Origin of the sequence: Aquabacterium sp. (genome assembly GCF_021768455.1) — a bacterium.
GTDB lineage: Bacteria > Pseudomonadota > Gammaproteobacteria > Burkholderiales > Burkholderiaceae_C > Aquabacterium.
On sequence record NZ_JAIZVX010000019.1, the window covers coordinates 15,015 to 37,376 of the forward strand.

Consider the following 22,362-nt stretch of genomic DNA (forward strand, 5'->3'; position numbering starts at 1 on the left):
ACCGGAGAACCAACCATGAAAATGGTGACCGCGATCGTCAAGCCCTTCAAGCTTGATGAAGTGCGTGAGGCCTTGTCTGCCATCGGCGTCCAAGGCATCACCGTGACCGAAGTCAAAGGCTTTGGCCGCCAGAAGGGCCATACCGAGCTGTACCGCGGCGCGGAGTACGTGGTCGACTTCCTCCCGAAAGTGAAGATCGAAGCCGCCGTGGACGAGTCCATCCTGGACCGCGTCATCGAGGCCATCGAATCTTCGGCACGCACCGGCAAGATCGGTGACGGCAAGATCTTCGTGACCGGCCTGGAACAAGTGATCCGCATCCGCACCGGCGAAACCGGCAAGGACGCGCTCTGATCCCCGCTGCGTTCTGACCCCATCTGTGGCCCACACCTCGGTGGTGTGTGTGCCGTGACCTCCTCTATCCGACCTTTCCAAAGAGGCATTTCATGAGAAAGCTCATTGCGTCCATCGCACTGGGGCTGGCGGCCTTCGGTCTCTTCGGCGTGTCCCACGCCCAAGACGCCGCCGCTTCGGCTCCCGTTGTCGCTTCCGCGGCTGAAGCCGCTGCAGCCCCCGCGTCTGCCACCGACGCCGCACCGGCTGCGGCGGTCGCGGCCTCCGATGCAGCGCCTGCTGCCGCCGCCCCCGTGCCCAACAAGGGCGACACCACCTGGATGATGGTCTCGACCCTGCTCGTGATCATGATGGCCGTGCCCGGCCTGGCCCTGTTCTACGGTGGCCTGGTCCGCAGCAAGAACATGCTGTCGGTGCTGATGCAGGTCATGGTGACCTTCTCGCTGATCGTGGTCCTGTGGTTCATCTATGGCTACAGCATCGCCTTCACCGAGGGCAACGCCTTCATCGGTGGCCTCGACCGCCTGATGATGAAGGGTGTCTGGGACAACGCTGCCGGCACTTTCGCCATTGGCGCCACCTTCAGCAAGGGTGTGCCGATGTACGAACTGGTGTTCGCCTTCTTCCAGGCTTCGTTCGCCGGCATCACCTGCGCCCTGATCGTTGGCGCCTTCGCCGAACGCATGAAGTTCTCGGCCGTGCTGCTGTTCATGGTGCTGTGGTTCACCTTCAGCTACGCCCCGATCGCCCACATGGTCTGGTTCTGGATGGGTCCTGACGCCTACGCCTCCAAGGAAGTGGCCGACGCCATGACCGCCAAGGCCGGCCTGATCTGGCAGTGGGGCGCCCTGGACTTCGCCGGCGGCACCGTGGTGCACATCAACGCCGCCGTCGCTGGCCTGGTGGGTTCCTACATGGTCGGCAAGCGCATCGGCTACGGCAAGGAAGCCTTCACCCCGCACTCGCTGACGCTGACCATGGTCGGTGCCTCGCTGCTGTGGGTGGGCTGGTTCGGTTTCAACGCCGGCTCTGCCCTGGAAGCCAACGGCTTCGCCGCCCTGGCCTTCGTGAACACCTTCGCTGCCACCGCCGCCGCCGTGCTGGCCTGGGCCCTGGGTGAAGCACTGCTCAAGGGCAAGGCTTCGATGCTGGGTGCCGCCTCCGGTGCCGTCGCAGGTCTGGTTGCCATCACCCCTGCCTGCGGCAACGTCGGCATCGGCGGCGCGCTGATCATCGGCCTGCTGGCTGGCTTCATCTGCCTGTGGGGCGTGACTGGCCTGAAGAAGATCCTGGGTGCAGACGACTCGCTCGACGTCTTCGGCGTCCACGGCGTGGGCGGCATCCTGGGTGCCCTGCTGACCGGCGTGTTCAACTCGCCCAACCTGGGTGGCCCCTCGGCTGTGGCCGACTGGACGACCGTGGCCATGATCGCCCCCGGCGACTACTCCATCGGTGGCCAGCTGCTGATCCAGGCCAAGGCCGTTGGCCTGACCATCGTCTGGTCGGCTGTGGTCTCGATCGTGGCCTACAAGATCGTTGACCTGGTGATCGGCCTGCGCGTGCCTGAAGAGGAAGAGCGCGAAGGTCTGGACATCACCTCGCACGGCGAAACCGCTTACCACAAGTGATCCAGACGTGAACCGGGGCGCCCCACAGGGGCCCCGGTTACACCGCAAAAGGGCTGCCTTCGGGCGGCCCTTTTTTTTCGCGTCGACACGGGCGGCCCGAAGTTCCTAGAATGGGGTTCAAACGACCCACAGACCCACGCACCCATGGTCCCCCACCTGATCACCGCGCTGACCGGCCCCATCAATGAGCTGGAGCAGCGCATGCTCGAATCCATGCCGGCCATCGAACGCTGGTTTCGCCTGGAATGGATGGAGCACACGCCGCCCTTCTACACCTCGGTCGACCTGCGCAACGCCGGCTTCAAGCTGGCTCCGGTCGACACCAACCTGTATCCCGGCGGCTTCAACAACCTCACCAACGAGATGATCCCGTTGGCGGTGCAGGCCGCGATGGCGGCGATCGAGAAGATCTGCCCCGAGGCCAAGAACCTGCTGCTGATCCCGGAAAAGCACACGCGCAACACCTTCTACCTGGCCAACGTGGCCCGGCTGATGCAGATTTTCGGGTCGGCCGGGCTGAACGTGCGCCTGGGCACGCTCGATGAAACCATCACCGAACCCACCGAACTGCCCCTGCCTGATGGCAGCACGCTGACGCTGGAGCCCCTGGTGCGCACCAAGCGCCGCCTGGGCCTCAAGCACTTCGATCCCTGCACCATCCTGGTCAACAACGACCTATCGGCCGGCATCCCGGATGTGCTGAAGGACCTGCACGAGCAATATCTGCTGCCACCGCTGCATGCCGGCTGGGCCGTGCGCCGCAAGAGCCAGCACTTCGAGTCCTACGAAGAGGTGGCCAAGAAGTTCGCCAAGCTGCTGGGCATGGACCCCTGGCTGATCAACCCCATGTACGCCGTGTGCGACGAAGTCGACTTCCAGGACGGCACGGGCGGCGAATGCCTGCAAAGCCAGGTGGACGCCCTGCTGGGCAAGGTGCGCCGCAAGTACAAGGAATACGGCATCAACGAGAAGCCTTTTGTCGTGGTGAAGGCCGACAACGGTACCTATGGCATGGGCATCATGACCGTGCGCGATGCCAAGGAGCTCACCGACCTGAACCGCCGCACGCGCAACAAGATGGCGGTGGTGAAGGACGGTCAGCCCGTCAGCCGCGTGATCATCCAGGAGGGTGTGCCCACCTACGAGCGCATGAACGACGCGGTGGCCGAGCCCGTGGTCTACATGATCGACCGCTATGTGGTGGGCGGTTTCTACCGCGTGCACGCCGAACGCGGCATCGACGAAAACCTCAACGCCCCGGGCTCGAGCTTCGTGCCCCTGGCCTTTGCGGAATCGGCCCACCTGCCCCGCCCGGGCGCCAAGCCGGGTGCCAGCACGCCCAACCGCTTCTACATGTACGGGGTGATCGCCCGCCTGGCCATGCTGGCGGCCAGCTACGAACTGGAGGCCACCGACCCCAACGCCGAGGTCTACGCCTGACCTGCCGGCTCTGAAGTGCCCGCCCCTGGCCGCGGGGGTGGGTCACTTGTGCGTTCTGCCGCGCTTTGTGCTGGAACAGAGGCAAAATGGAAGCCCTGTTGAACCGCGACCGCATCCTGTGCAACCCAGCTCCAAAGACAGCCTCAGTGGCAAACAGCTCGCAGCCCTGACGCTCGGTGCCATCGGCATCGTCTACGGCGACATCGGCACCAGCCCCCTGTATGCGCTCAAGGAAGTGTTCGCCCACGGCCACGTCCCCCTGAGCCCAGGCAACATCTACGGCATCCTGTCGCTGATCTTCTGGACGCTGATGGTGATCGTGTCCCTGAAGTATGTGACGCTGATCCTGCGCGCCGACAACAACGGTGAAGGCGGCCTGATCGCCATGCTGGCCCTGGCCTCGACCGCGGTGAAGGACAAACCGGCGCTGCGCTCTCGGCTGTTGGCCGTCGGCATTTTCGGCACGGCCATCTTCTTTGGCGATGGCGTGATCACCCCGGCGGTCTCGGTGCTCTCGGCCGTGGAAGGCATGGAGGTTGCCGCGCCAGGCCTGGAACGCTTCGTTGTGCCGGTGACCCTGGTGGTGCTCACCGGGCTCTTCATGGTGCAAAAACACGGCACGGGTGGCATCGGCAAGTTCTTTGGCCCGATCACCGCGCTGTGGTTTCTGGTGCTGGCGGTGCTGGGGGTGCTGCACATCGGCGAGAACCCCGCGGTGCTGGCTGCGCTCAGCCCCCACCACGCCCTGCTCTTCGTGATCGACTACCCCAAGATGGCCTTCATCGCCCTGGGTTCGGTCATCCTCTGCGCCACCGGAGCCGAGGCCCTGTATGCCGACATGGGCCACTTCGGCAAATCGCCCATCCGCCTGGCCTGGTTCGCCCTGGTGCTGCCCGCCCTGACGCTGAACTATTTCGGCCAGGGCGCGATGCTGCTGGAACACCCTGAAAACGTCGAGAACCCCTTCTTCGAGATGGCGCCGCACTGGGCGCTGTTGCCGCTGGTCGGCCTGGCCACCTGCGCGACCGTGATCGCCTCGCAGGCCCTGATCTCGGCGGCCTTCTCGGTCACCAAGCAGGTGATCCAGCTGGGTTACCTGCCTCGCCTGCGCATCCTGCACACCTCGGTCAACGAAACCGGTCAGATCTACATCCCCTTCGTGAACTGGGCGCTTTACGGCTGCATCGTGATGGCGGTGATCTTCTTCGGCTCCAGCAGCAAGCTGGCGGCGGCTTACGGCATCACCGTGACCATCGACATGCTGATCACCACCGTGATGACCTTCTTTGTGATCCGCTACGCATGGAAGCTGCCCCTGGCGCTGTGCGTGGGGGCCACCGGCGTGTTCTTCGTCATCGACCTGATGTTCTTCGGCGCCAACGTGATCAAGATCGTCGACGGCGGCTGGTTCCCGCTGCTGATCGGCGTGGTCATGTTCAGCCTGATGATGACCTGGCGCGATGGCCGTCACCTGCTGAGCGAACGCCTGCGCTCCGACTCGATCGACCTGCACCCCTTCCTGGAGGCGGTGTTCTCCAGCCCGCCGCTGCGCGTGGAGGGCACGGCCGTCTTCCTCAACGCCGACGCTGGCACCACGCCCAATGCCTTGTTGCACAACCTCAAGCACAACAAGGTGCTGCACAAGCAGAACCTGTTCGTGACGGTGAGGTCCCACGAGGTGCCCTGGATCGGCTTTGACAAGCGGGTCGAGATCGAGTCGCTGGGCAACAACTGCTGGCAGATCATGCTGCACTTCGGTTTCAAGAACGAACCCGATGTGCCCGAAGCGCTCAAGCTGGTGCGCCAGCACGGGGTGAACATCGACGACATGGAAACCAGCTATTTCCTCTCGCGCGACATCGTGATCCCGACCATCGGTTCGGGCATGGCGCCCTGGCGTGAAAAGCTGTTTGCCAGCATGCACCGCAATGCGGCCGGTGCCGCCGACTTCCTGAGCCTGCCGACCAACCGGGTGGTGGAGCTGGGCTCCAAGGTCGAAATCTGACCGTGCGCCTCACCTCCCCGCTCCAGATCGCCCGAGACAGTTCCCCCGCCGCCATCTCGGCCGGCTTCGTGGCCACGCTGGTGGCCTTCACCAGCACCATCGCCCTGGTCTTCCAGGCCGCACGCGAACTGGGCGCCACGCCCGATCAGCTCAGCTCCTGGGTGCTGGCCCTGGGTGTGGGCATGGGTGTGGGCAGCATCGGCCTGTCGCTGTGGCTGCGCGCACCCGTGCTGATCACCTGGTCGACCCCGGGTGCGGCCGTGATCGCCACCGCGGCTTCGGGCGTGAGCCTGGCGGAGGCCACAGGCGCCTTCCTGGTCTGCGGCCTGCTGATGTGGCTGTGTGGTGTGACCAAGGTGTTCGAGCGCGCCATGGACCGCATCCCCGTGGCCCTGGCTTCGGCCCTGCTGGCGGGCATCCTGGCCAAGTTCGCACTGCAGTCCTTTGCGGCGGCAGCGGCACAGCCACTGCTGGTCATCACCATGCTCCTGGCCTATCTGCTGGGCAAGCGCTGGATCCCGCGCTATGCGGTGATCGGCGTGCTGGTGGTGGGTACGCTGCTGGCTGCCAGCCGGGGGCAGCTCGACAGCTCCCAACTGAAGCTGAGCCTGGCGCACCCGGTGTTCGTGATGCCGGCCTTCTCCTGGCATGCGGTGATCGGCATGGGCCTGCCCCTGTTCATCGTGACCATGGCCTCGCAGGCGGTACCGGGCATTTCGGCCATCCGCGTGGCAGGTTACCCGACACCGGTCTCCTCGCTGATGAGCGGCTCGGGCCTGCTGACCCTGGTGTTTGCACCCTTTGGCGGCTACACCTTCAACCTGGCGGCCATCACGGCGGCCATCGTGCTCAGCCCCCACGCCCACCCTCAGGCGGAGCGCCGCTACACGGCCGCCGTCTATGCAGGTCTGTTCTACATCGCCATGGGCTTGCTGGGCGGCGCCGTGGCCGGTCTGCTGGCGGCCTTTCCACCGGCACTGGTGATCTCGGTCGCGGGCCTGGCCCTGCTGGGCACCATCGCCAACGGCCTGGCGGCGTCTCTGCACGACGTGCGTTTCCGCGAGGCGGCCATCGTGACCTTCCTGGTGACCCTCTCGGGCGTGACCCTGCTGGGCATCGGCTCGGCCTTCTGGGGCCTGGTGGCCGGTGCGCTCACGCTGTTCGTGGAACACTTCAGGCTGCGCCCCACCTCTCACGCCGATTCCCCATGACGCACAGGAAGCCCATGAAGCTGCTCTTCGTTGTCGACCCCCTGCCCTCGTTCAAGACCCACAAGGACAGCACCTTCGCGATGATGCGTGAGGCCGCCCGGCGCGGACACGACATCTGGGCCTGCGAGCCGCACGAGATCGTCTGGCACCGCGACGGGCGCGTGCAGGCACGCTGCGAGCGCATCACCCTCACGGGCCACCCCACCGATTGGTACACGGTGGCCGAAGAGGCCGCACTGGCCTTGGCGGATGCCGATGCCGTGCTGATGCGCAAGGACCCGCCCTTCGACGCCGAATACCTCTACACCACCCACCTGCTGAGCCAGGCCGAGCGCGAAGGCGCCCGCGTCTTCAACAGCCCGCAGGCGCTGCGTGAGCACCCAGAAAAACTGGCCATCATGGCCTTCCCGCAGTTCATCGCGCCCACCATCGTGACGCGCGACATCGAGGCGGTGCGGGCGTTCCACGCGGCGCACCGCGATGTGATCCTCAAGCCGCTCGACGGCATGGGCGGCGCCGGCATTTTCCGCGTGAAAGACGATGGCCTGAACCTGGGCAGCATCGCCGAGACCCTGACCCGAGACGGCACGCAGACCATCATGGTGCAGCGCTTCCTGCCGGCCATCGAACACGGAGACAAGCGCGTGCTGCTGATCGATGGGGTGCCCGTGCCCTTTGCGCTGGCGCGCATCCCGCAAGGCGGTGAGGTCCGGGGCAATCTGGCGGCCGGCGGCAAGGGCGTTGCCCAGCCGTTGAGCGAATCAGACCTGGCCATCGCGAACCAGCTGGGCCCCATCCTGGCGGCACGCGGCCTGCTGCTGGTCGGCCTCGACATCATCGGTGACCGGCTCACCGAGATCAACGTGACCAGCCCGACCTGCTTCCAGGAGATCACCGATCAGATGGGCTTCGACGTGGCCGCGCGCTTCATCGACGCGCTGGAGGCCCGGCTCAAGGCCTGAGCTGGTCTCGGAAAGCCTGCAGCAGGCCGAGGCGGTTGGCCTCGTAGACGGCCTCACTGCGCGAATGCACGGCCAGCTTGCCGTAGAGCGCCTTGATGTAGGTCTGCACCGTGTGCACGGTGATGCCCTGCTGGCGCGCGATTTCGGCATACGAGAAGCCGCGGGCGATGAACTCGAGCACCTCCTGCTCGCGGCGGGTGAGTGCGATCGACACCTCGGCTTCCGGCATGGCGCTGCCGGTGGCCTGCGGCAATGGCTCGCGGGCCAGCAGCGCCGAGGCGGGCACGGGCTGCATCCGACGCAGCAGGTGGCGGGCGATCATGGGCGAAATGGGCGATGCGCCGCGCTTGACGGCCAGCAGGGTCTCGGCAATGTCGGCGGCTTCGTCGTCCTTGTGCACATAACCCACGGCACCGGCCTCGATGCTGGCCACCACGTTCTCTTCGTCACCGAACATGGAGACGACCAGCATGTCGCAATCGGGCCAGCGCGGGTGCACCGCGCGCATGAGGCTCAGGCCGCTGCCATCTGGCAGGCCCAGATCGACCAGCAACAGGTCGGCCCCCTGCTCGGAGAACCAGGCCTGGGCAGATGCCAGGGTGGCAAAGGACGCGGCGAGTTCAAGCTGAGGGTGGGCCTGCACACACGCTTCGAGGTCATGGCGGATCTGGTGGTTGTCTTCCACCAGCACGACACGCCAGATGGGGACGTTGCTCATGCTGCGGAGGATAAACCGCCCTCCCCCGTTTCCCGCAGCGGCAGCGCGATGCGCAGCACCAGGCCACCGGTTTCAGGGGTCAGGAAGCTCAGTTCGGCCCCGATGTGCGTGGCCCGGCCCTGCATGGTCCTCAGGCCCTGACCGCGGGCGAGGCCATCGGGGGGCCAGCCACGGCCGTTGTCGATGAGGCTGATGACCACGTGGTCGTCCGTGGCCTTGGCCTGCAGCACCAGGGTGGTGGCGCCGGAGTGCTGCAGCACGTTCGACAACCCTTCGAACAGGATGTACTGAAGCTGGCGCATGAACGGCGCCTGGCCTGCAGGCCAGGACGGCAGTTCGTCGACATCCCAGATCAGGCTCAGGCCTGCGGCCTTGAGGCGCGGGGTGAGCCGAAAGCGCCAACTGGCGAGCAGGCCCACCACGTCGCCCGGCTGGAGGGACATGGCATCGATGGAGAGCTTGAGCTGGTCGAGTGAATCGCGCAGGGTTTGGGCCACCAGGGGCACGTCCACGGGCTGGTTGGCCTGGGGATGCAGCTGGCGCAGGGCCGAGGTGAGGTGGGCGCCCACGCCGTCGTGCATGTCTTTCAGGATGCGGCTGCGCTCGGCCGAGACCGCCTGCGCCCGCTCCAGGCCGGCCAGGCGGGCAAAGCTCTCGCGCAGGGCCAGTTCCCGCTCGGCCACGCGGGCGGCCAGGTTCTGGTTCAGTTCATGGAGGGCGCGGCGCGAGCGGCTGTAGTCGCCCACCAGGATCACGAAGCTGCAGACGATGACGCCCGGCCCCATCAGCCCCAGCCAGTAGATGGCATCAAAAGGCAGGCGCCCCATCACAACCAGCACGTCGTGCCAGCCCGCAGGCACCAGCATGGCGCACCCGAGCACGAACCACAGCGCATCGGGCCGCCGGTGGCGCAACACATGCCAGATCGCCCGGCCCATGCCGCCCAGCGCGAGCACGTAGACCGCCACAAAGATCCAGCAGGTGCTGACGTAGCTCGACCAGAACAGGTAGTACGGCAGGGCCAGGGCGGCCATCAGGCCGATCAGCAGGTACACGCCCGGCGCCCGCACCTCTCCAAAGCGATAAAAGGCCGTGCACAAGGCCAGCTGGTACCAGGTCATGGTGAGGGCGCAGGCTACCTCCCAGGTGGGTGCGGTCGTGAGCGGGGTGGGGCTGAGCAGCATCAGGGTCGACACGCCCCAAAGCACGGCCGACAGCCCCATGAAGCCAAAGGCCGCCTGGCTGCGGTCGCGCAACCAGACCAGGATCATCAGGAGGCCGATGGTGATGAGGGCGACGTGGATGACGCGCTGGCCATCGATCTGCAGCCACTGTCGCCATTGGTGAATGTGGGCCAGTTCGGCAATCGGACCGACCTGGATCGGGGCCAGGCCATCTCGGGACTGGTAACCGCTGACCACCCGCACGTAAACCAGGTTTTCGCCGGGCTGCCAGAGCTTGTCCGGCACGGTGAAGAGCAGCGGCTGGTACCAGTTGCGGGTGACCGGGTCGCTCATGGAGCCGGAATAACCCAGGGCCACCCCGTTGACCCAGACCTGGCCGTTCATCACGACGCGAGGCAGGTAGACACCCCAGACGGCATCGGGCGTGCGGGGCAATCGCACGCGAAAGCGGTACCACATGCCCCCCTGGTGACCGGGGTGGGTGTCCATCCAGCGGTGCGGCAGGTGGGTGTGCAGCCAGGGCGCCTCGGCATCCGGTGGGGAGGGGCGCCCGGCATCGGGCAGCACACAGGCCTGGTCGAGCTCGGTGACCTGGTCCAGGCGGAGCGGGACGAGGGGGTGCACCACGGGCCCCGTCTCGGCCAGGACGAGCGATGGGGGCGCCGCCACCCACTGCACAAAAGCCAGGCCACCGACGATGCAGGCGATCAGCCACCAGGCGACCGCGGCCACGCGCAGCCAGGCTTGCTTGCCCCGCGGCAGCGCCACCCGGCGCACCAGGTGCGGCCAGGAGAGCAGAGAGCGATGCGTGGACTGCGTAGGCATGGGCCGCGATTGTCGCGCGGGTGGCGCCGGAACACACTCCCCCGCTTGCGGCGACAATAGCGGGTTACTCCCTTTGCTGAGATCGCATCCCCATGGCCGTTCTGACCCTGAGCAACGCTCAACTCGCCTTTGGCCACGTGGCCCTGCTGGACCACGCCGGGCTGGCGCTGGAAACCGGCGAACGCGTCGGCCTGATCGGCCGCAACGGCACGGGCAAGTCCTCGCTGCTCAAGATCCTGGCGGGGCTGGAGAAGCCCGATGACGGCCAGCTGCAGATCCAGAATGGGGTGGAGGTGGCCTACGTGCCCCAGGAGCCCACCTTCAGCGACGACGCCACCGTGTTCAGCACCGTGAGCGAGGGCCTGGCCGACGTGAAGGCCGCCCGCGAGCGCTTCGAAGCCCATGCCGATGGCGACGACCTCGACGCCCTGATGACCCTGATCGAAGCCCGCAACGGCTGGAACTGGGAACAGCGCGTGGACGAAACCCTGCAGCGCCTGCACCTCGACCCGAATCTGCCGATCGCGGGCCTGTCGGGCGGCACCAAGAAGCGTGTGGCCCTGGCCCGCGCCCTGGTGGCCAGCCCGGACGTGCTGCTGCTGGACGAACCCACCAACCACCTGGACCTGAACGCCATCACCTGGCTGGAAGAGCTGCTGGTGGCCTTCCAGGGCTCGATCATCCTGATCTCCCACGACCGGGCCTTCCTGGACAACGTCTGCACCCGCATCATCGAGCTCGATCGCGGCCAGCTGCGCCCCTTCCCGGGCAACTTCACCGCCTACGAAACCCTCAAGGCCCAGCAATTGGCCGATGAAGCCGTGACCAATGCCAAGGCCGACAAGCTGCTGGCCCAGGAAGAGGTGTGGATCCGCAAGGGTGTGGAAGCCCGCCGCACCCGCTCGGTGGCGCGCATCAAGCGTCTGGAAGACCTGCGCAGCGCACGCCAGTCGCGCCGCGACGTCGTGGGCCGCGCCAAGCTGGAGGTCTCGCAAGGCGACCGCAGCGGCAAGATCGTGGCGGAACTGGAAGAGGTCAGCAAGGCCTTTGGCGGTCGCACCATCGTCAAGGGCTTCACGGGCACCATCCTGCGTGGCGACAAGGTCGGCCTGGTCGGCTCCAACGGCGCGGGCAAGACGACGCTGCTGAAGATGATCCTGGGCGAACTGGCCCCGGACAGCGGCACCGTCAAGCAAGGCGCCAACCTGGCCGTGGCTTACTTCGACCAGATGCGCGACAACCTCGACCTCAACGCCACCCTGGCCGACTTCATCAGCCCGGGCAGCGAGTGGATCGAGATCAACGGCTCGCGCAAGCACGTGATGGGCTACCTGCAGGACTTCCTGTTCTCGCCGGCCCGCGCCAACTCGCCCGTGCGCACCCTGAGTGGTGGCGAGCGCAACCGCCTGCTGCTGGCCCGCCTCTTTGCCAAGCCCAGCAACGTGCTGGTGCTCGACGAACCCACCAACGACCTCGACATCGACACCCTCGACCTGCTGGAAGACCTGCTGGCCGAGTACCCCGGCACCGTCTTCCTGGTCAGCCATGACCGCCGCTTCCTCGACAACGTGGTCACCTCGACCCTGGTGTCGGAGGGCGACGGCGCCTGGCGCGAGTACGAAGGCGGCGTGGAGGACTGGCTGATCCAGTCCAAGCGCGCCCAGGCCCTGGCCGCCGGCAAGCCGGGTGCGGCCAGCATCGCCTCGGCCGCCAAGCCCGCCGCCCAGGCCGACACACGCACGCCGGTGGCCCCGGCCAAGGAACAGGCCGCCGTGCCCACGGCCGCGCCGGTGGTGGCCACGCCCAAGCGCAAGCTCAGCTACAAGGAACAGCGCGAGCTGGACGAACTGCCCGCCCGCATCGAAGCGCTGGAGACCGAGCAGGCCGAGCTGGCCAGGCAACTGGCCGACCCCGAGGTCTACGTGAAGGAAGGCGTCAATGTGGCGGCCATGACCGCACGCGTCGAGGCCATCGACGAAGAGCTGATGCACGCGCTGGAGCGCTGGGAAGTGCTGGGCGCACGCTGAAGAGGACGCGGGAGGCTGCGCCGCCCCCGCGCCGAGGCTGCCCGACCGGCCTCAACCGGCCCGCATGGCCTGCAGCGGAGGCGCCGAAGCGGGCGCGCCTGCCGGCGAAAACACCGACTGACTGGTGGTCTCCGGATCATCGCTTTCCAGCACCTGGGGCAGCAAAGGCGCCAGGCGGCGGGTGTCGGCGCGCAGCACGCGCTGCTTGACCGAAGCGATCTGGGTGGGGTGCATGGAAAAGCTGCGCAGCCCCATGGCCAGCAGCAGCTCGGTGAAAGCCGGGTCGCCGGCCATCTCGCCGCACACGCTCACGCCCTTGCCGGCCGCCCTCGCCTGCGCGATGGTGCTGGCCAGCAGGTGCAGGACCGCCGGGTGCCAGGGGTCGTAAAGGTGCGCCACGGCCTCATCGGCCCGGTCGATCGCCAGCGTGTACTGGATCAGGTCGTTGGTGCCAATGGAGACGAAATCGAAATAGCGCAGGAACATCGGCATGGTCAGGGCCGAGGCCGGCACCTCGATCATGGCGCCCAGCTGCACCTCTCCGCAGGGCTTGCCCGCGTCCTGCAACTGGCGCCTGACGTGGGCGATGTGGTCCAGGGTCTGGCGGATTTCGCGCTGGCTGGCCAGCATGGGGATCAGGATCTTGACCGGGCCATGGGCCGCCGCACGGAACAGCGCCCGCAGCTGGCGACGGAACATGCTGGGCTCGGACAGGCTCCAGCGGATGGCCCGCAGGCCCAGCGCAGGGTTCAGCACCGATTCGTGGCGCAGTTCGCTGGCCGACATGCCGTCAAGCGGCTTGTCGGCGCCGATGTCCACCGTGCGGATCACCACCGGCAGGCCCTTCATGGCCTCGACCGCACGGCGGTAGGCGTCGAACTGCTCTTCTTCGTCGGGCAGGTGACCGGCGCGGTTCATGAAGAGGAACTCGCTTCGGAACAGGCCCACCCCCACGGCACCGGCCTCCAGCGCCACCGGGCTGTCTTCCGGCATCTCGATGTTGGCCAGCAGCTCCACGCGCTCGCCGTCCAGCGTCACGGCCGGGGTGTGGCGCAGGCGGGCCAGGCGTGAGCGCTCCAGCTCACTCTGGCGCTGGCGGAAGCGGTACTCCTCCAGCACGATCGGCGACGGGTCGACGATGACCAGGCCCGCGTCACCGTCGATGATGATGCAGTCGTCCTGGCGGATCAGGTGGCTGGCCTGGCGGGCCCCCACGACGGCCGGGATGTCCATGCTGCGGGCCACGATGGCCGTGTGCGACGTCTTGCCGCCCACATCGGTCACGAAGCCCTTGAACACGCTGCGCTTGAAGGTGAGCATGTCGGCCGGGGCGATGTCGGAGGCCACCAGCACCAGGGGCTCGTCACCCCCGAAATCGTGCGATGCCATGCCCGGCGCCGGCACCGCGGAAGGCAGACCACGGCTCAGGCTGCGCAGCAGGCGCTCGACCACCTGCTCCAGATCGGCCTTGCGCTCGCGGATGTAGGCGTCTTCCATCTCGTCGAACTGGCGCGCCAGCACCTCCAGCTGGGCCGACAGCGCCCACTCGGCGTTGTAGTGGCGGTCGCGGATCCATTCGGCGGCCGAGCCGATCAGGGCGTCGTCCTGCAACAGCATCTGGTGCACATCGAGCAGGGCGGCCAACTCGGCCGGTGCGTCGCTCGGGAGGTCGCGCTTGAGCACGTCGAACTCGGCGGCCACCACGTCGCGGGCCGCCGCCATGCGCGTCACTTCCGACTCGATCAGGGTCGGGTCGATGAAGACGTGGGGCACGTCGACGCGGCTGGAAGCCACCAAAACGGCCCGGCCGATGGCCACGCCACGCGACACAGGCAAACCAAAAATCTGGATGCTCATACAGGGAATGCTAGCAGTGCACGTTGAAGCCGCATGCGGGGATTTGTATGGGGGTTGACACCCGTCAGCCTCGTCAAAACGGTACGCGCGCGTCCCGCCACAGCGCCCCTCCCGATCGTCATGCAACTGTCACGCCAAGGTCATGGCGCGGTCACCCCGCGAGCCCACAGTGCGGCCCATGCCCACGAAGCAAGCCAATGGAGAAGACCATGCGTGACCTGCCCCTGCCCACCCTGCCGATGGCCGACCTGTCTGCCCACCTATCGGCCGACGCCCGTGCCGCACGGAGGTCACTTCACCCGGGCTCAACGCCCCAGGCTGAGCTCGCAGGCAAACAAACCCTGGCAGTTGTTTGGGCGCGCACTCAAGAAGATGTTCTCGCCGCGCAACGCCTGAGGCACCTTGTCTTTGCCGAAGAAATGGGCGCCCGCCTGAGCGTGCCCCAAGGCAGCCCCAAGGGCCACGACATCGACCTCTTCGACCCCTACTGCGAGCACCTGCTGGTGCGCCTGGGTGGCGAAGACGGCGAGGTGATCGGCACCTACCGCGTGCTCACGCCCGCCGCCGCCAAACGCGTGGGCGGCCTCTACAGCGAAACCGAATTCGACCTGACCCGCCTGCGCCCCCTGCGCGGCAAGATGGTGGAACTGGGCCGCTCCTGCGTGCACCCTGACCACCGTCACGGTGGCGCCATCATGGCGCTGTGGGGTGCCCTGGCCGAGTTCATGGTCCGCAACGAGCTCGACACCATGGTCGGCTGCGCCAGCATCAGCATGCGCGACGGCGGCCACATCGCCGCCAGCCTGTGGGAACAGCTGCGCCAGACCCACCTGGCCCCCATCGAGTGGCAGGTGCGCCCACGCCTGCCCCTGCCGGTGGAAGAGCTCGACCGCCACCTGCAGGTCGAGCCGCCCGCGCTGATCAAGGGTTACCTGCGCGTGGGTGCCAAGGTGCTGGGCGCGCCCGCCTGGGACCCCGACTTCAACACCGCCGACCTGCCCATGCTCATGCGCATCGCCGACCTGCCGGCCCGCTACCGCAAGCATTTCCTGGGTGCCTGAGCCTCGGCCCACCACCAGGGGCTTCACGCGGCTTCACCCGCCCCGACCGGCCAGGCAGGCCGGTCAGCGCATAGACTGCGCGCCATGAACACACCGGCGCGCCCTCCTGCACCCTCCTCTCCGATCCACACGCCCGGCCACAGCCTGCCCCTGTGGCAGCTGCTCAGCGGCTGTGCCGACGCCGTGGCCGCCGTGCGCCAGGGCCAGTCGCTCACCGACGTCCTGGCCCAGCGCCCCGCGGCCGAACGCCCCGGCGTGCAGGCCCTGTCGTTCGCCGTGCTGCGCCGTCTGGGCACCGCCCAGGCCTTGCGCGAGCGCCTGGTGCCCAAGGCCCCGGCGCCCTGGGTCGACGCCCTGCTGGCCTCGGCCCTGGCCCTGGCCTGCGGCACCGAATACAACGCCCATACCCTGGTCGACCAGGCCGTGGAGGCCGCCAAGCGCCGTGCCAAGCCCGCCAGCGGCCTGGTGAACGCGGTGCTGCGCCGCTTTCTGCGGGAGCAGCGTGAGCTCCTGACCGCGCTGGACCAGGACCCCGTGGCCCGGCACAACCACCCCGCCTGGTGGATCAAGCGCCTCAAGAAGGACTGGCCAAACCACTGGGAAGCCATCCTCGCGGCCAACCAGGCCCAGCCCCCCTTGACCCTGCGCGCCAACACCCGCCACGGCTCGGTGGCAGCCTACCGAGCGCGCCTGGTCGAAGCCGGCCTGCTGCCCGCCAGCGAGGCGCAGGCCACCGAAACGGGCCCCGAACAGGCCCAACCCCTCGTCCTGCCGCAGGGCGTACCCGTGCAGCGCCTGCCCGGCTTCGAGGCGGGCGACGTGTCCGTGCAGGACGCCGCGGCCCAGTTGGCCGCGCCCCTGCTGGTCTACGCCGGCGGCCAGGCCCTGCCAGCCGGTGCCCGGGTGCTCGACGCCTGCGCCGCCCCCGGCGGCAAGACCGCCCACCTGCTGGAACTGGCCGACCTGGACGTGACCGCGCTCGACGCCGACCCGGCCCGCCTGGCCCGCGTGAACGACACCCTGGGCCGCCTGGGCCTGCGCGCCCGCACCCTGGCCGCCGACGCCAGCCAGCCCAGCGCCTGGTGGGACGGCCAGCCCTTCGACGCCATCCTGCTCGATGCCCCCTGCAGCGCATCCGGCATCGTGCGGCGCCACCCCGACGTGCGCTGGCTGCGCCGCGACCGCGACATCGCCGCCCTGGCCCGCACGCAAGACGCCATCCTCGACGCCCTGTGGCCCTTGCTCAAACCCGGCGGCCACCTGCTCTACTGCACCTGCTCGGTCTTCAAGGAAGAGGGCCAGGACCGTGTCGACGCGTTTTTGCAACGCACCCCGAGCGCCCTCGCCCGCCCCGCGCCCGGCCACCTCCTCCCTGTGGTCGAATACCTTGATGCCGCCCCGGCCGACCGTGGCGACGGCTTTTTTTACTCCCTGCTCGCCAAATCCACCCAAGGTGCGTGATGCCTCCAATGCGCCGCCGAGACCTGCTGCAACGCAGTGCCTCAGCCTTGCTCGCCACCACGCTGGTGTCGACAGGGCGGTCGGCGCTCGCCGACACGGCGGGCCATGCGGGCATCGACCTGGTGCGCCTGGGCGTGCAGCGTGCTGACGAAGGCCTGCTGCTGAGCTACGAGGTGCGCTTCGACCTGCCCGAGGACATCGAATCGGCGCTCAGCAAAGGCATTGCCGTGGTCTTCGAGGCCCAGGCCAGCCTGATGCGAGACCGCTGGTACTGGATGGACCAGGCCCGCGCCACCGCCAGCCGCCGCTGGCGCCTGGCCTTCCAGCCCCTCACCCGCAAATGGCGGCTGAGCTTCGACGGCCTGAGCCGCAGCTACAACCGCCTGCCCGACGCCCTCGACGCCCTGCGCCGCACCAACTCCTGGCGCATCAGCGACCTGGTCCTGCCCAAGGACGACGCCGACCATTACGTCACCTTCAGCTTCAAACTCGACACCGACGAACTGCCCCGCCCCCTGCAGATCGGCCTCGGTGGCCAGCCCGACTGGAACCTCGCCGTGCAGCGCCGCGTCGCCATCCCGGCCGGGCACTGAGGCGACCGCATGAGCACCATCAAAGCCAACCGCTGGGCCTGGATCGTCTCCGGCGCAGCCATGACGGCCACCGGCCTGATCCTGGCCTTCCTGCTCGTGTTCGCCACCCAGAACAGCGAGCGGCTCGAACCCCACTTCACCTGGCTGTTCTGGACCAACGTCGTGGTCGCCACCATCCTGGTGCTGGTGATCCTGCTGGCGCTGGGCCGCCTGGCCTTGCGCCTGCGCCAGCGCCGCTTCGGCAGTCGGCTGCTGCTCAAGCTCGCCGGCATCTTCGGCCTGGTCAGCCTGGTGCCGGGGCTGCTGATCTACACCGTGTCCTACCAGTTCGTCTCCCGCAGCATCGAGACCTGGTTCGACGTGCGCGTCGAAGGCGCGCTGGAGGCCGGCCTCAACCTCGGCCGCAGCACCCTCGACACCCTCACGCTGGACATGGCCAACAAGACCCGCGCGGTCACCGATCGGCTCAACGGCGCGCCCAGCCTGCTCGAACTGGAGCGCCTGCGTGAGCAGCTTGGCGCACAGACCGTCACCCTGCTGGGCGAGAGCGGCCTGGTCGAGCGCTCGGCCGGCGGCGAGGTCTCGCGCATCCTGGTGGCCGAGAAGCTGCCCCTGAGCTGGCGCCAGGAGGCCCGCCACAAAGGCGTGATGGCCCTGGTCGAAGGCCTGGACGACAAGGCAGAGAAACCCGACGCCAGCGATGCCAGCGCCCGCCTCATCGCCCTGGCCTGGTTGCCCGACCAGAGCTTCAGCCTGCAGACCCGCGGGCACTTCCTCATGGTCACGCAGCGCATCGCCCCCGACCTGGTGCGCAACGCCCTCGACGTGCAGGCCGCCTACCGCGAATACCAGCAGCGCTCGCTGGGCCGCGAAGGCCTTCGCCGCATGTACATCGGCACGCTGACCCTGGCCCTGATCCTGGCCGTCTTCGGCGCCTTCCTGCTCGCCGCCGTGCTGGGGCAACAGCTGGCCAAGCCCCTGCTGCTGCTGGCCGAAGGCGTGGGCGAGGTGGCCCGTGGCGACCTGCGCCCCAAGGCCATCTTCGCCTCGGCCGACGAACTCGGCGGCCTCACCCGCTCCTTCGCGGCCATGACCCAGCAACTGGCCGACGCCCGCACCCTCGCCGAACACAGCGTCAACGAGCTCGACAGCGCCCGCGCCCACCTGCAGACCATCCTCGACAACCTGACCGCCGGCGTCATCGTGTTCGACGCCCAGGGACGCATCGACACCGTCAACCCCGGCGCCACCCGCATCCTCAAGCTGCCCATCTCGGCCTACCGAGGGCGCCCGCTGTCAGACGTGCCGGGACTGGAAGACTTTGGCCGGACCCTGCGCCAGCGCTTCGAGCTGCACGAGACCGATCCCACCCCCGGTGAGCGCCAGCAATGGCAGGAGTCCTACGAGCTGCCCCTTCATGGTGCACAAGAGCCCCTGACCCTGCTGGTGCGCGGCGCAGAACTGCCCCCGGACGAACGCCTCATCGTGTTCGACGACCTCTCCGACGTGGTCTCGGCCCAGCGCGCCGAGGCCTGGAGCCAGGTGGCCCGCCGCATGGCGCACGAGGTCAAGAACCCGCTCACGCCCATCCAGCTTTCGGCCGAACGCCTGCAACTCAAGCTGGAAGACAAGCTTGGCGAGACCGACCGCAGCCTGCTCAACCGCTCGGTCACCACCATCGTGACGCAGGTTCAGGCGCTCAAGACCCTGATCAACGAGTTCCGCGACTACGCCCGCCTGCCCGGCGCCAAGCTGATGCCGCTGGACCTCAACACCCTGGTCAACGACGTGCTGGCCCTCTACGGCCACGCCATCGAACAAGGCACCCTGCGGGTGGAGCTGGCCCAGGACCTGCCCGAGATCCTGGGCGACGCCACCCAGCTGCGCCAGGTGGTGCACAACCTGGTGCAGAACGCGCTCGACGCCATCGGCGAACACCCGCGCGACGGGACCGCACCTCAGGTGACCCTGCGCACCGACGCCTCCCTGAGGGACGATGGCCAGGTGCGCGCCGTGCGCCTGCTGGTGCGCGACAACGGCCCGGGCTTCCCCGAAGCCATCCTCAAGCGCGCCTTCGAGCCCTACATCACCACCAAGGCCAAAGGCACCGGCCTGGGCCTGGCCGTCGTGAAGAAGATCGCCGACGAGCACACCGCCCTGGTCCGCATCCGCAACCTCACGGCACGTAAAGTGGCCGCCCCCGAGGGCTCTCAAGGGTATCCAGATGAGGCAGCGCATGTGATCGGGGCACAAGTTTCGCTATCATTTTCAAAGCTGTCATCTCAACCCAGCCAGGATCGGTCACACTCGCAAGCGTGATCCCCATCCTGGGGTACAAAAAATTCATGGCCACCATTCTTGTTGTTGACGACGAACTGGGCATCCGCGCCCTGCTGTCAGAAATCCTGAGCGACGAAGGACACACCGTCGAAGTCGCTGAAAACGCCGCCAAGGCCCGCGTCCTGCGCGAACAGTGCAAGCCCGATCTGGTTCTGCTCGACATCTGGATGCCCGATGTCGACGGCGTCACCCTGCTCAAGGAATGGTCCGCCAGCGGTCAGCTCACGATGCCCGTGATCATGATGTCCGGCCACGGCACGATCGACACCGCGGTCGAAGCCACCAAGTTCGGCGCCCAGGCCTTCCTGGAAAAGCCCATCACCATGCAGAAGCTGCTCCGCGCCGTGGAACAGGGCCTCACCAAGCCGGCCCCCCGCGCCAGCGCCGCCTCGGCACCGCCGGTCCACCTGGCCACCGTCACGCCGATCACCGCAGCCCCCTCCTATGCCGCCATGAGCCACGCCAGCCTGGCGCCCATGCGCAATGAGCTCGTCGGCCACGCCGAACCGCACCATGCCCCCAGCAGCTACGGCATGGGCCATGGCAGCGTGATGAGCAGCCCCGTTCACAGCGGCCCGCAGCACGAGCAGAGCTTCGAACTCGACCGCCCGCTGCGCGAAGCCCGTGACGACTTCGAACGCGCCTACTTCGAGTTCCACCTGGCTCGCGAAGGCGGCAGCATGACCCGCGTGGCCGAGAAGACCGGCCTCGAGCGCACCCACCTGTATCGAAAATTGAAACAACTTGGTGTTGATTTGGGTCGATCGAAGAAAACTGCTTCGAATTGATGTATAGTCTAGGTCTTCGCTGATCACTGCAACGCAGCAAACAACGAAGACGCAAGACAGATGGCCTGGTAGCTCAGTTGGTAGAGCAGCGGATTGAAAATCCGCGTGTCGGTGGTTCGATTCCGCCCCAGGCCACCAAACACTGAAATCCCTGTGCGCTACTGCAGCTCACAGGGATTTTTTTTGCCTGCTGAAGCAGGCCCCGCCGACCTGTTGCCATATCGCAACAACCGCGCGAAGCAGGAGACGCGAATGGAGTCTATCTCGACGCTGTCCTGCCTACGTTCTCACATCACAAAGCAGCTGGCAAACTCGCGATTCACCGCGCCTCATTCGTGCCACATGCATTTCTGTGAGGACTTTGTGGTCAGCCGCGGAAAAAGGCGAAATCATGATTTTTTGTGGCGCGAGCGAGGAAACAGCTTCACCCGGAAACGACAGCGCCCTCACTCCAGGCAAACAACTCGTCCAGGTCATGGTCGCCGCAGTGTGGGAGTCCCCATGGCAAGGCGAAGTCCACCGCGGCCTTGCGTTGCCGTGCGGCTGCGGCCAGGAGCGTCGGCACAGCGAAAGAGGTGTCACGGTCCATAGCGCCATGACGAATGCGCCAGCGTGAGGCCACCGTTGAGCGCTCATCGGCGATCTGCCACATCGCGTCCATAGACCTCACCGTGCGCACATCAGCGCACTCCGCATCGCTCACCATGCTGCGGCGAAACGCGAAATCGGTGAAGTGGCGGTTGTCGGTCATCGACGAACCGAACAACTGATTCTCTCCCGTCTCCAGTGCCAGGCCATCGAATCCGGGCAAGGATTTCATGCGTCCTGCTGCCCGCACATGTGCATCAAAGTCCAAAGCCTGGATCTGCCCATTCTGGATGGTCAGCCAATGGGCACCAGCAAGGTCTTCGCCACCATCCAGGGCGCGTTGTGCAGCAGCTTTCAACAGGGCGGTGATGTGGTCGCGAAGGCGACCTTGCCCATCGGCCTCCAGGGTCAAGGGCGTGCCATCAGGTGCCCGAAGGCCAAGCTGGTTCACATACGCAACGAAATCGGCACGCAATGCAGCTGACAAAACCAGTTGAGCCTCGTCCAACCGCCCCACGATCTCCTTACGCTGCACCCTGAAATCCAGCATGGTGATGGCCACATTGCGGTACTCACGCAGCCCCTCGAACTGCCACTCATACGCTTCATCGGCATGGGCAAGGTTGGTGATGGGGCAATAGGCCGAGACGGCAAAGACGTCGTCTCGGCCCGGTGCCGCACCCAAGGCCTGCAGGTCGGCCTCGTAGTCCGGGTGATTGCCACTGGCCCCTAGCAAGGCAGATAGCGCACCGCCTGCGCTGGTGCCATTTGACACGATGCGCTCCACATTGCCAGGCAATGGCCCGCTGTTGTATCTCAACCAGCGCACCGCTGCTTTCAGGTCGACGATCGCAGCCGGGGCTTTGCCGGTCCAGAGTCCGTCCGCCGCCTGCAGGGTCCGACCGCGGGCGCCTGGGGCGGCCACAATGAAACCGCGAGACAAGGCGATGGCACTGGCTGTTGGCGCTGCCTCCGTTGAAGGCGGCCCCATGCGACTGGTCAGGGTGCCTGGCTTTGCGGGCATGTAGCCTCCCACACCGATTGGCAGGAAAATAGGCGCCGTGCACGCATCAAAGGCACCGATGTGCCCCCCGTGGAAGTAGACCTCAGGCACGTACAGGTTGATGGCCTGGTAGGCCGGTTCGATCGGACGGGCAACCACCGGCACGCCCTCATAAGCCCTAACCTGAATGGTCTGGTCACCCACCGTCACAGACTGCGGGTTGTAGCGAGTCGGGTCCCATCGCAGTGCGTCCGCAACCGGGACCGGATGAACTGGCGCGGCCTCCGATTCAGGGGCTGTCGCGAAAGCGGCCCGGG

16 protein-coding genes and 1 tRNA gene are annotated in these 22,362 nt (G+C 67.1%); 13 read left to right on the forward strand and 4 right to left on the reverse strand.

Features of this window, described 5'->3' with window-relative positions; translation table 11 throughout:
* The first annotated feature begins 15 nt into the window (after positions 1-15).
* The 6 genes from QZ994_RS04465 (at position 16) to gshB (ending at position 7,600) form a co-directional block, all read left to right on the forward strand.
* On the forward strand, positions 16-354 hold the full coding sequence (locus QZ994_RS04465) for a P-II family nitrogen regulator (RefSeq protein ID WP_290868821.1): 339 nt from the start codon (positions 16-18) through the stop codon (positions 352-354).
* 92 nt (positions 355-446) lie between these two features.
* Positions 447-1,982, forward strand: a complete 1,536-nt coding sequence (locus QZ994_RS04470) for an ammonium transporter (RefSeq protein WP_290868824.1) — start codon at positions 447-449, stop codon at positions 1,980-1,982.
* A gap of 144 nt (positions 1,983-2,126) precedes the next feature.
* Positions 2,127-3,422 (forward strand): glutamate--cysteine ligase, encoded by a 1,296-nt coding sequence (gene gshA / locus QZ994_RS04475; protein WP_290868827.1) that lies wholly within the window; start codon positions 2,127-2,129, stop codon positions 3,420-3,422.
* 118 nt (positions 3,423-3,540) lie between these two features.
* On the forward strand, positions 3,541-5,427 hold the full coding sequence (locus tag QZ994_RS04480; RefSeq protein ID WP_290868830.1) for a potassium transporter Kup: 1,887 nt from the start codon (positions 3,541-3,543) through the stop codon (positions 5,425-5,427).
* 2 nt (positions 5,428-5,429) lie between these two features.
* Positions 5,430-6,638, forward strand: coding sequence for a benzoate/H(+) symporter BenE family transporter (locus QZ994_RS04485; RefSeq protein ID WP_290868832.1), 1,209 nt, complete (start codon positions 5,430-5,432; stop codon positions 6,636-6,638).
* A gap of 14 nt (positions 6,639-6,652) precedes the next feature.
* A complete protein-coding gene (gshB, locus tag QZ994_RS04490; RefSeq protein ID WP_290868861.1) occupies positions 6,653-7,600 on the forward strand; it encodes a glutathione synthase in 948 nt (315 codons plus the stop codon).
* Here the strand turns inward: gshB and QZ994_RS04495 are convergent.
* Both QZ994_RS04495 and QZ994_RS04500 read right to left on the reverse strand, forming a co-directional pair.
* The gene (locus tag QZ994_RS04495; RefSeq protein WP_290868835.1) at positions 7,590-8,318 is read right to left on the reverse strand and encodes a response regulator transcription factor; all 729 of its coding nucleotides are present in this window, start codon (positions 8,316-8,318) and stop codon (positions 7,590-7,592) included. The genes gshB and QZ994_RS04495 overlap by 11 nt on opposite strands.
* Positions 8,315-10,327 (reverse strand): ATP-binding protein, encoded by a 2,013-nt coding sequence (locus tag QZ994_RS04500; protein ID WP_290868838.1) that lies wholly within the window; start codon positions 10,325-10,327, stop codon positions 8,315-8,317. The genes QZ994_RS04495 and QZ994_RS04500 overlap by 4 nt, the downstream gene beginning before the upstream one ends.
* Before the next feature lie 92 nt (positions 10,328-10,419).
* Here QZ994_RS04500 and QZ994_RS04505 point away from each other — a divergent pair, with 92 nt between their 5' ends.
* Positions 10,420-12,354, forward strand: a complete 1,935-nt coding sequence (locus QZ994_RS04505; RefSeq protein ID WP_290868841.1) for an ATP-binding cassette domain-containing protein — start codon at positions 10,420-10,422, stop codon at positions 12,352-12,354.
* Between the two features lie 51 nt (positions 12,355-12,405).
* Here the strand turns inward: QZ994_RS04505 and ptsP are convergent, their stop codons facing one another.
* Complete coding sequence (gene ptsP / locus QZ994_RS04510) at positions 12,406-14,211, reverse strand: phosphoenolpyruvate--protein phosphotransferase (RefSeq protein ID WP_290868844.1); 1,806 nt, start codon at positions 14,209-14,211, stop codon at positions 12,406-12,408.
* A gap of 209 nt (positions 14,212-14,420) precedes the next feature.
* On the opposite strand from ptsP, the gene QZ994_RS04515 reads away from it, so the two are divergent.
* From QZ994_RS04515 to QZ994_RS04540, 6 genes are all read left to right on the forward strand, one after another.
* Positions 14,421-15,272, forward strand: coding sequence for a GNAT family N-acyltransferase (locus QZ994_RS04515; protein ID WP_290868846.1), 852 nt, complete (start codon positions 14,421-14,423; stop codon positions 15,270-15,272).
* Positions 15,273-15,356: 84 nt separating this feature from the next.
* Positions 15,357-16,733 (forward strand): 16S rRNA (cytosine(967)-C(5))-methyltransferase RsmB, encoded by a 1,377-nt coding sequence (gene rsmB / locus QZ994_RS04520; RefSeq protein ID WP_290868849.1) that lies wholly within the window; start codon positions 15,357-15,359, stop codon positions 16,731-16,733.
* Positions 16,734-16,741: 8 nt separating this feature from the next.
* Entirely contained in the window at positions 16,742-17,326 is a 585-nt protein-coding gene (locus tag QZ994_RS04525; protein WP_290868852.1) for a DUF4390 domain-containing protein, read from the forward strand.
* 9 nt (positions 17,327-17,335) lie between these two features.
* Positions 17,336-19,645: an ATP-binding protein gene (locus tag QZ994_RS04530; RefSeq protein ID WP_290868854.1), complete on the forward strand. Its 2,310-nt coding sequence runs from the start codon at positions 17,336-17,338 to the stop codon at positions 19,643-19,645.
* A 26-nt stretch (positions 19,646-19,671) separates the two neighbouring features.
* Positions 19,672-20,454, forward strand: coding sequence for a response regulator (locus QZ994_RS04535; RefSeq protein ID WP_290868856.1), 783 nt, complete (start codon positions 19,672-19,674; stop codon positions 20,452-20,454).
* A gap of 62 nt (positions 20,455-20,516) precedes the next feature.
* A tRNA-Phe gene (locus QZ994_RS04540) sits at positions 20,517-20,592 on the forward strand.
* A gap of 286 nt (positions 20,593-20,878) precedes the next feature.
* Here QZ994_RS04540 and QZ994_RS04545 read toward each other — a convergent pair.
* Positions 20,879-22,362: subtype B tannase (locus QZ994_RS04545; RefSeq protein ID WP_290868859.1), on the reverse strand; the 1,484-nt coding region annotated here is incomplete at its 5' end.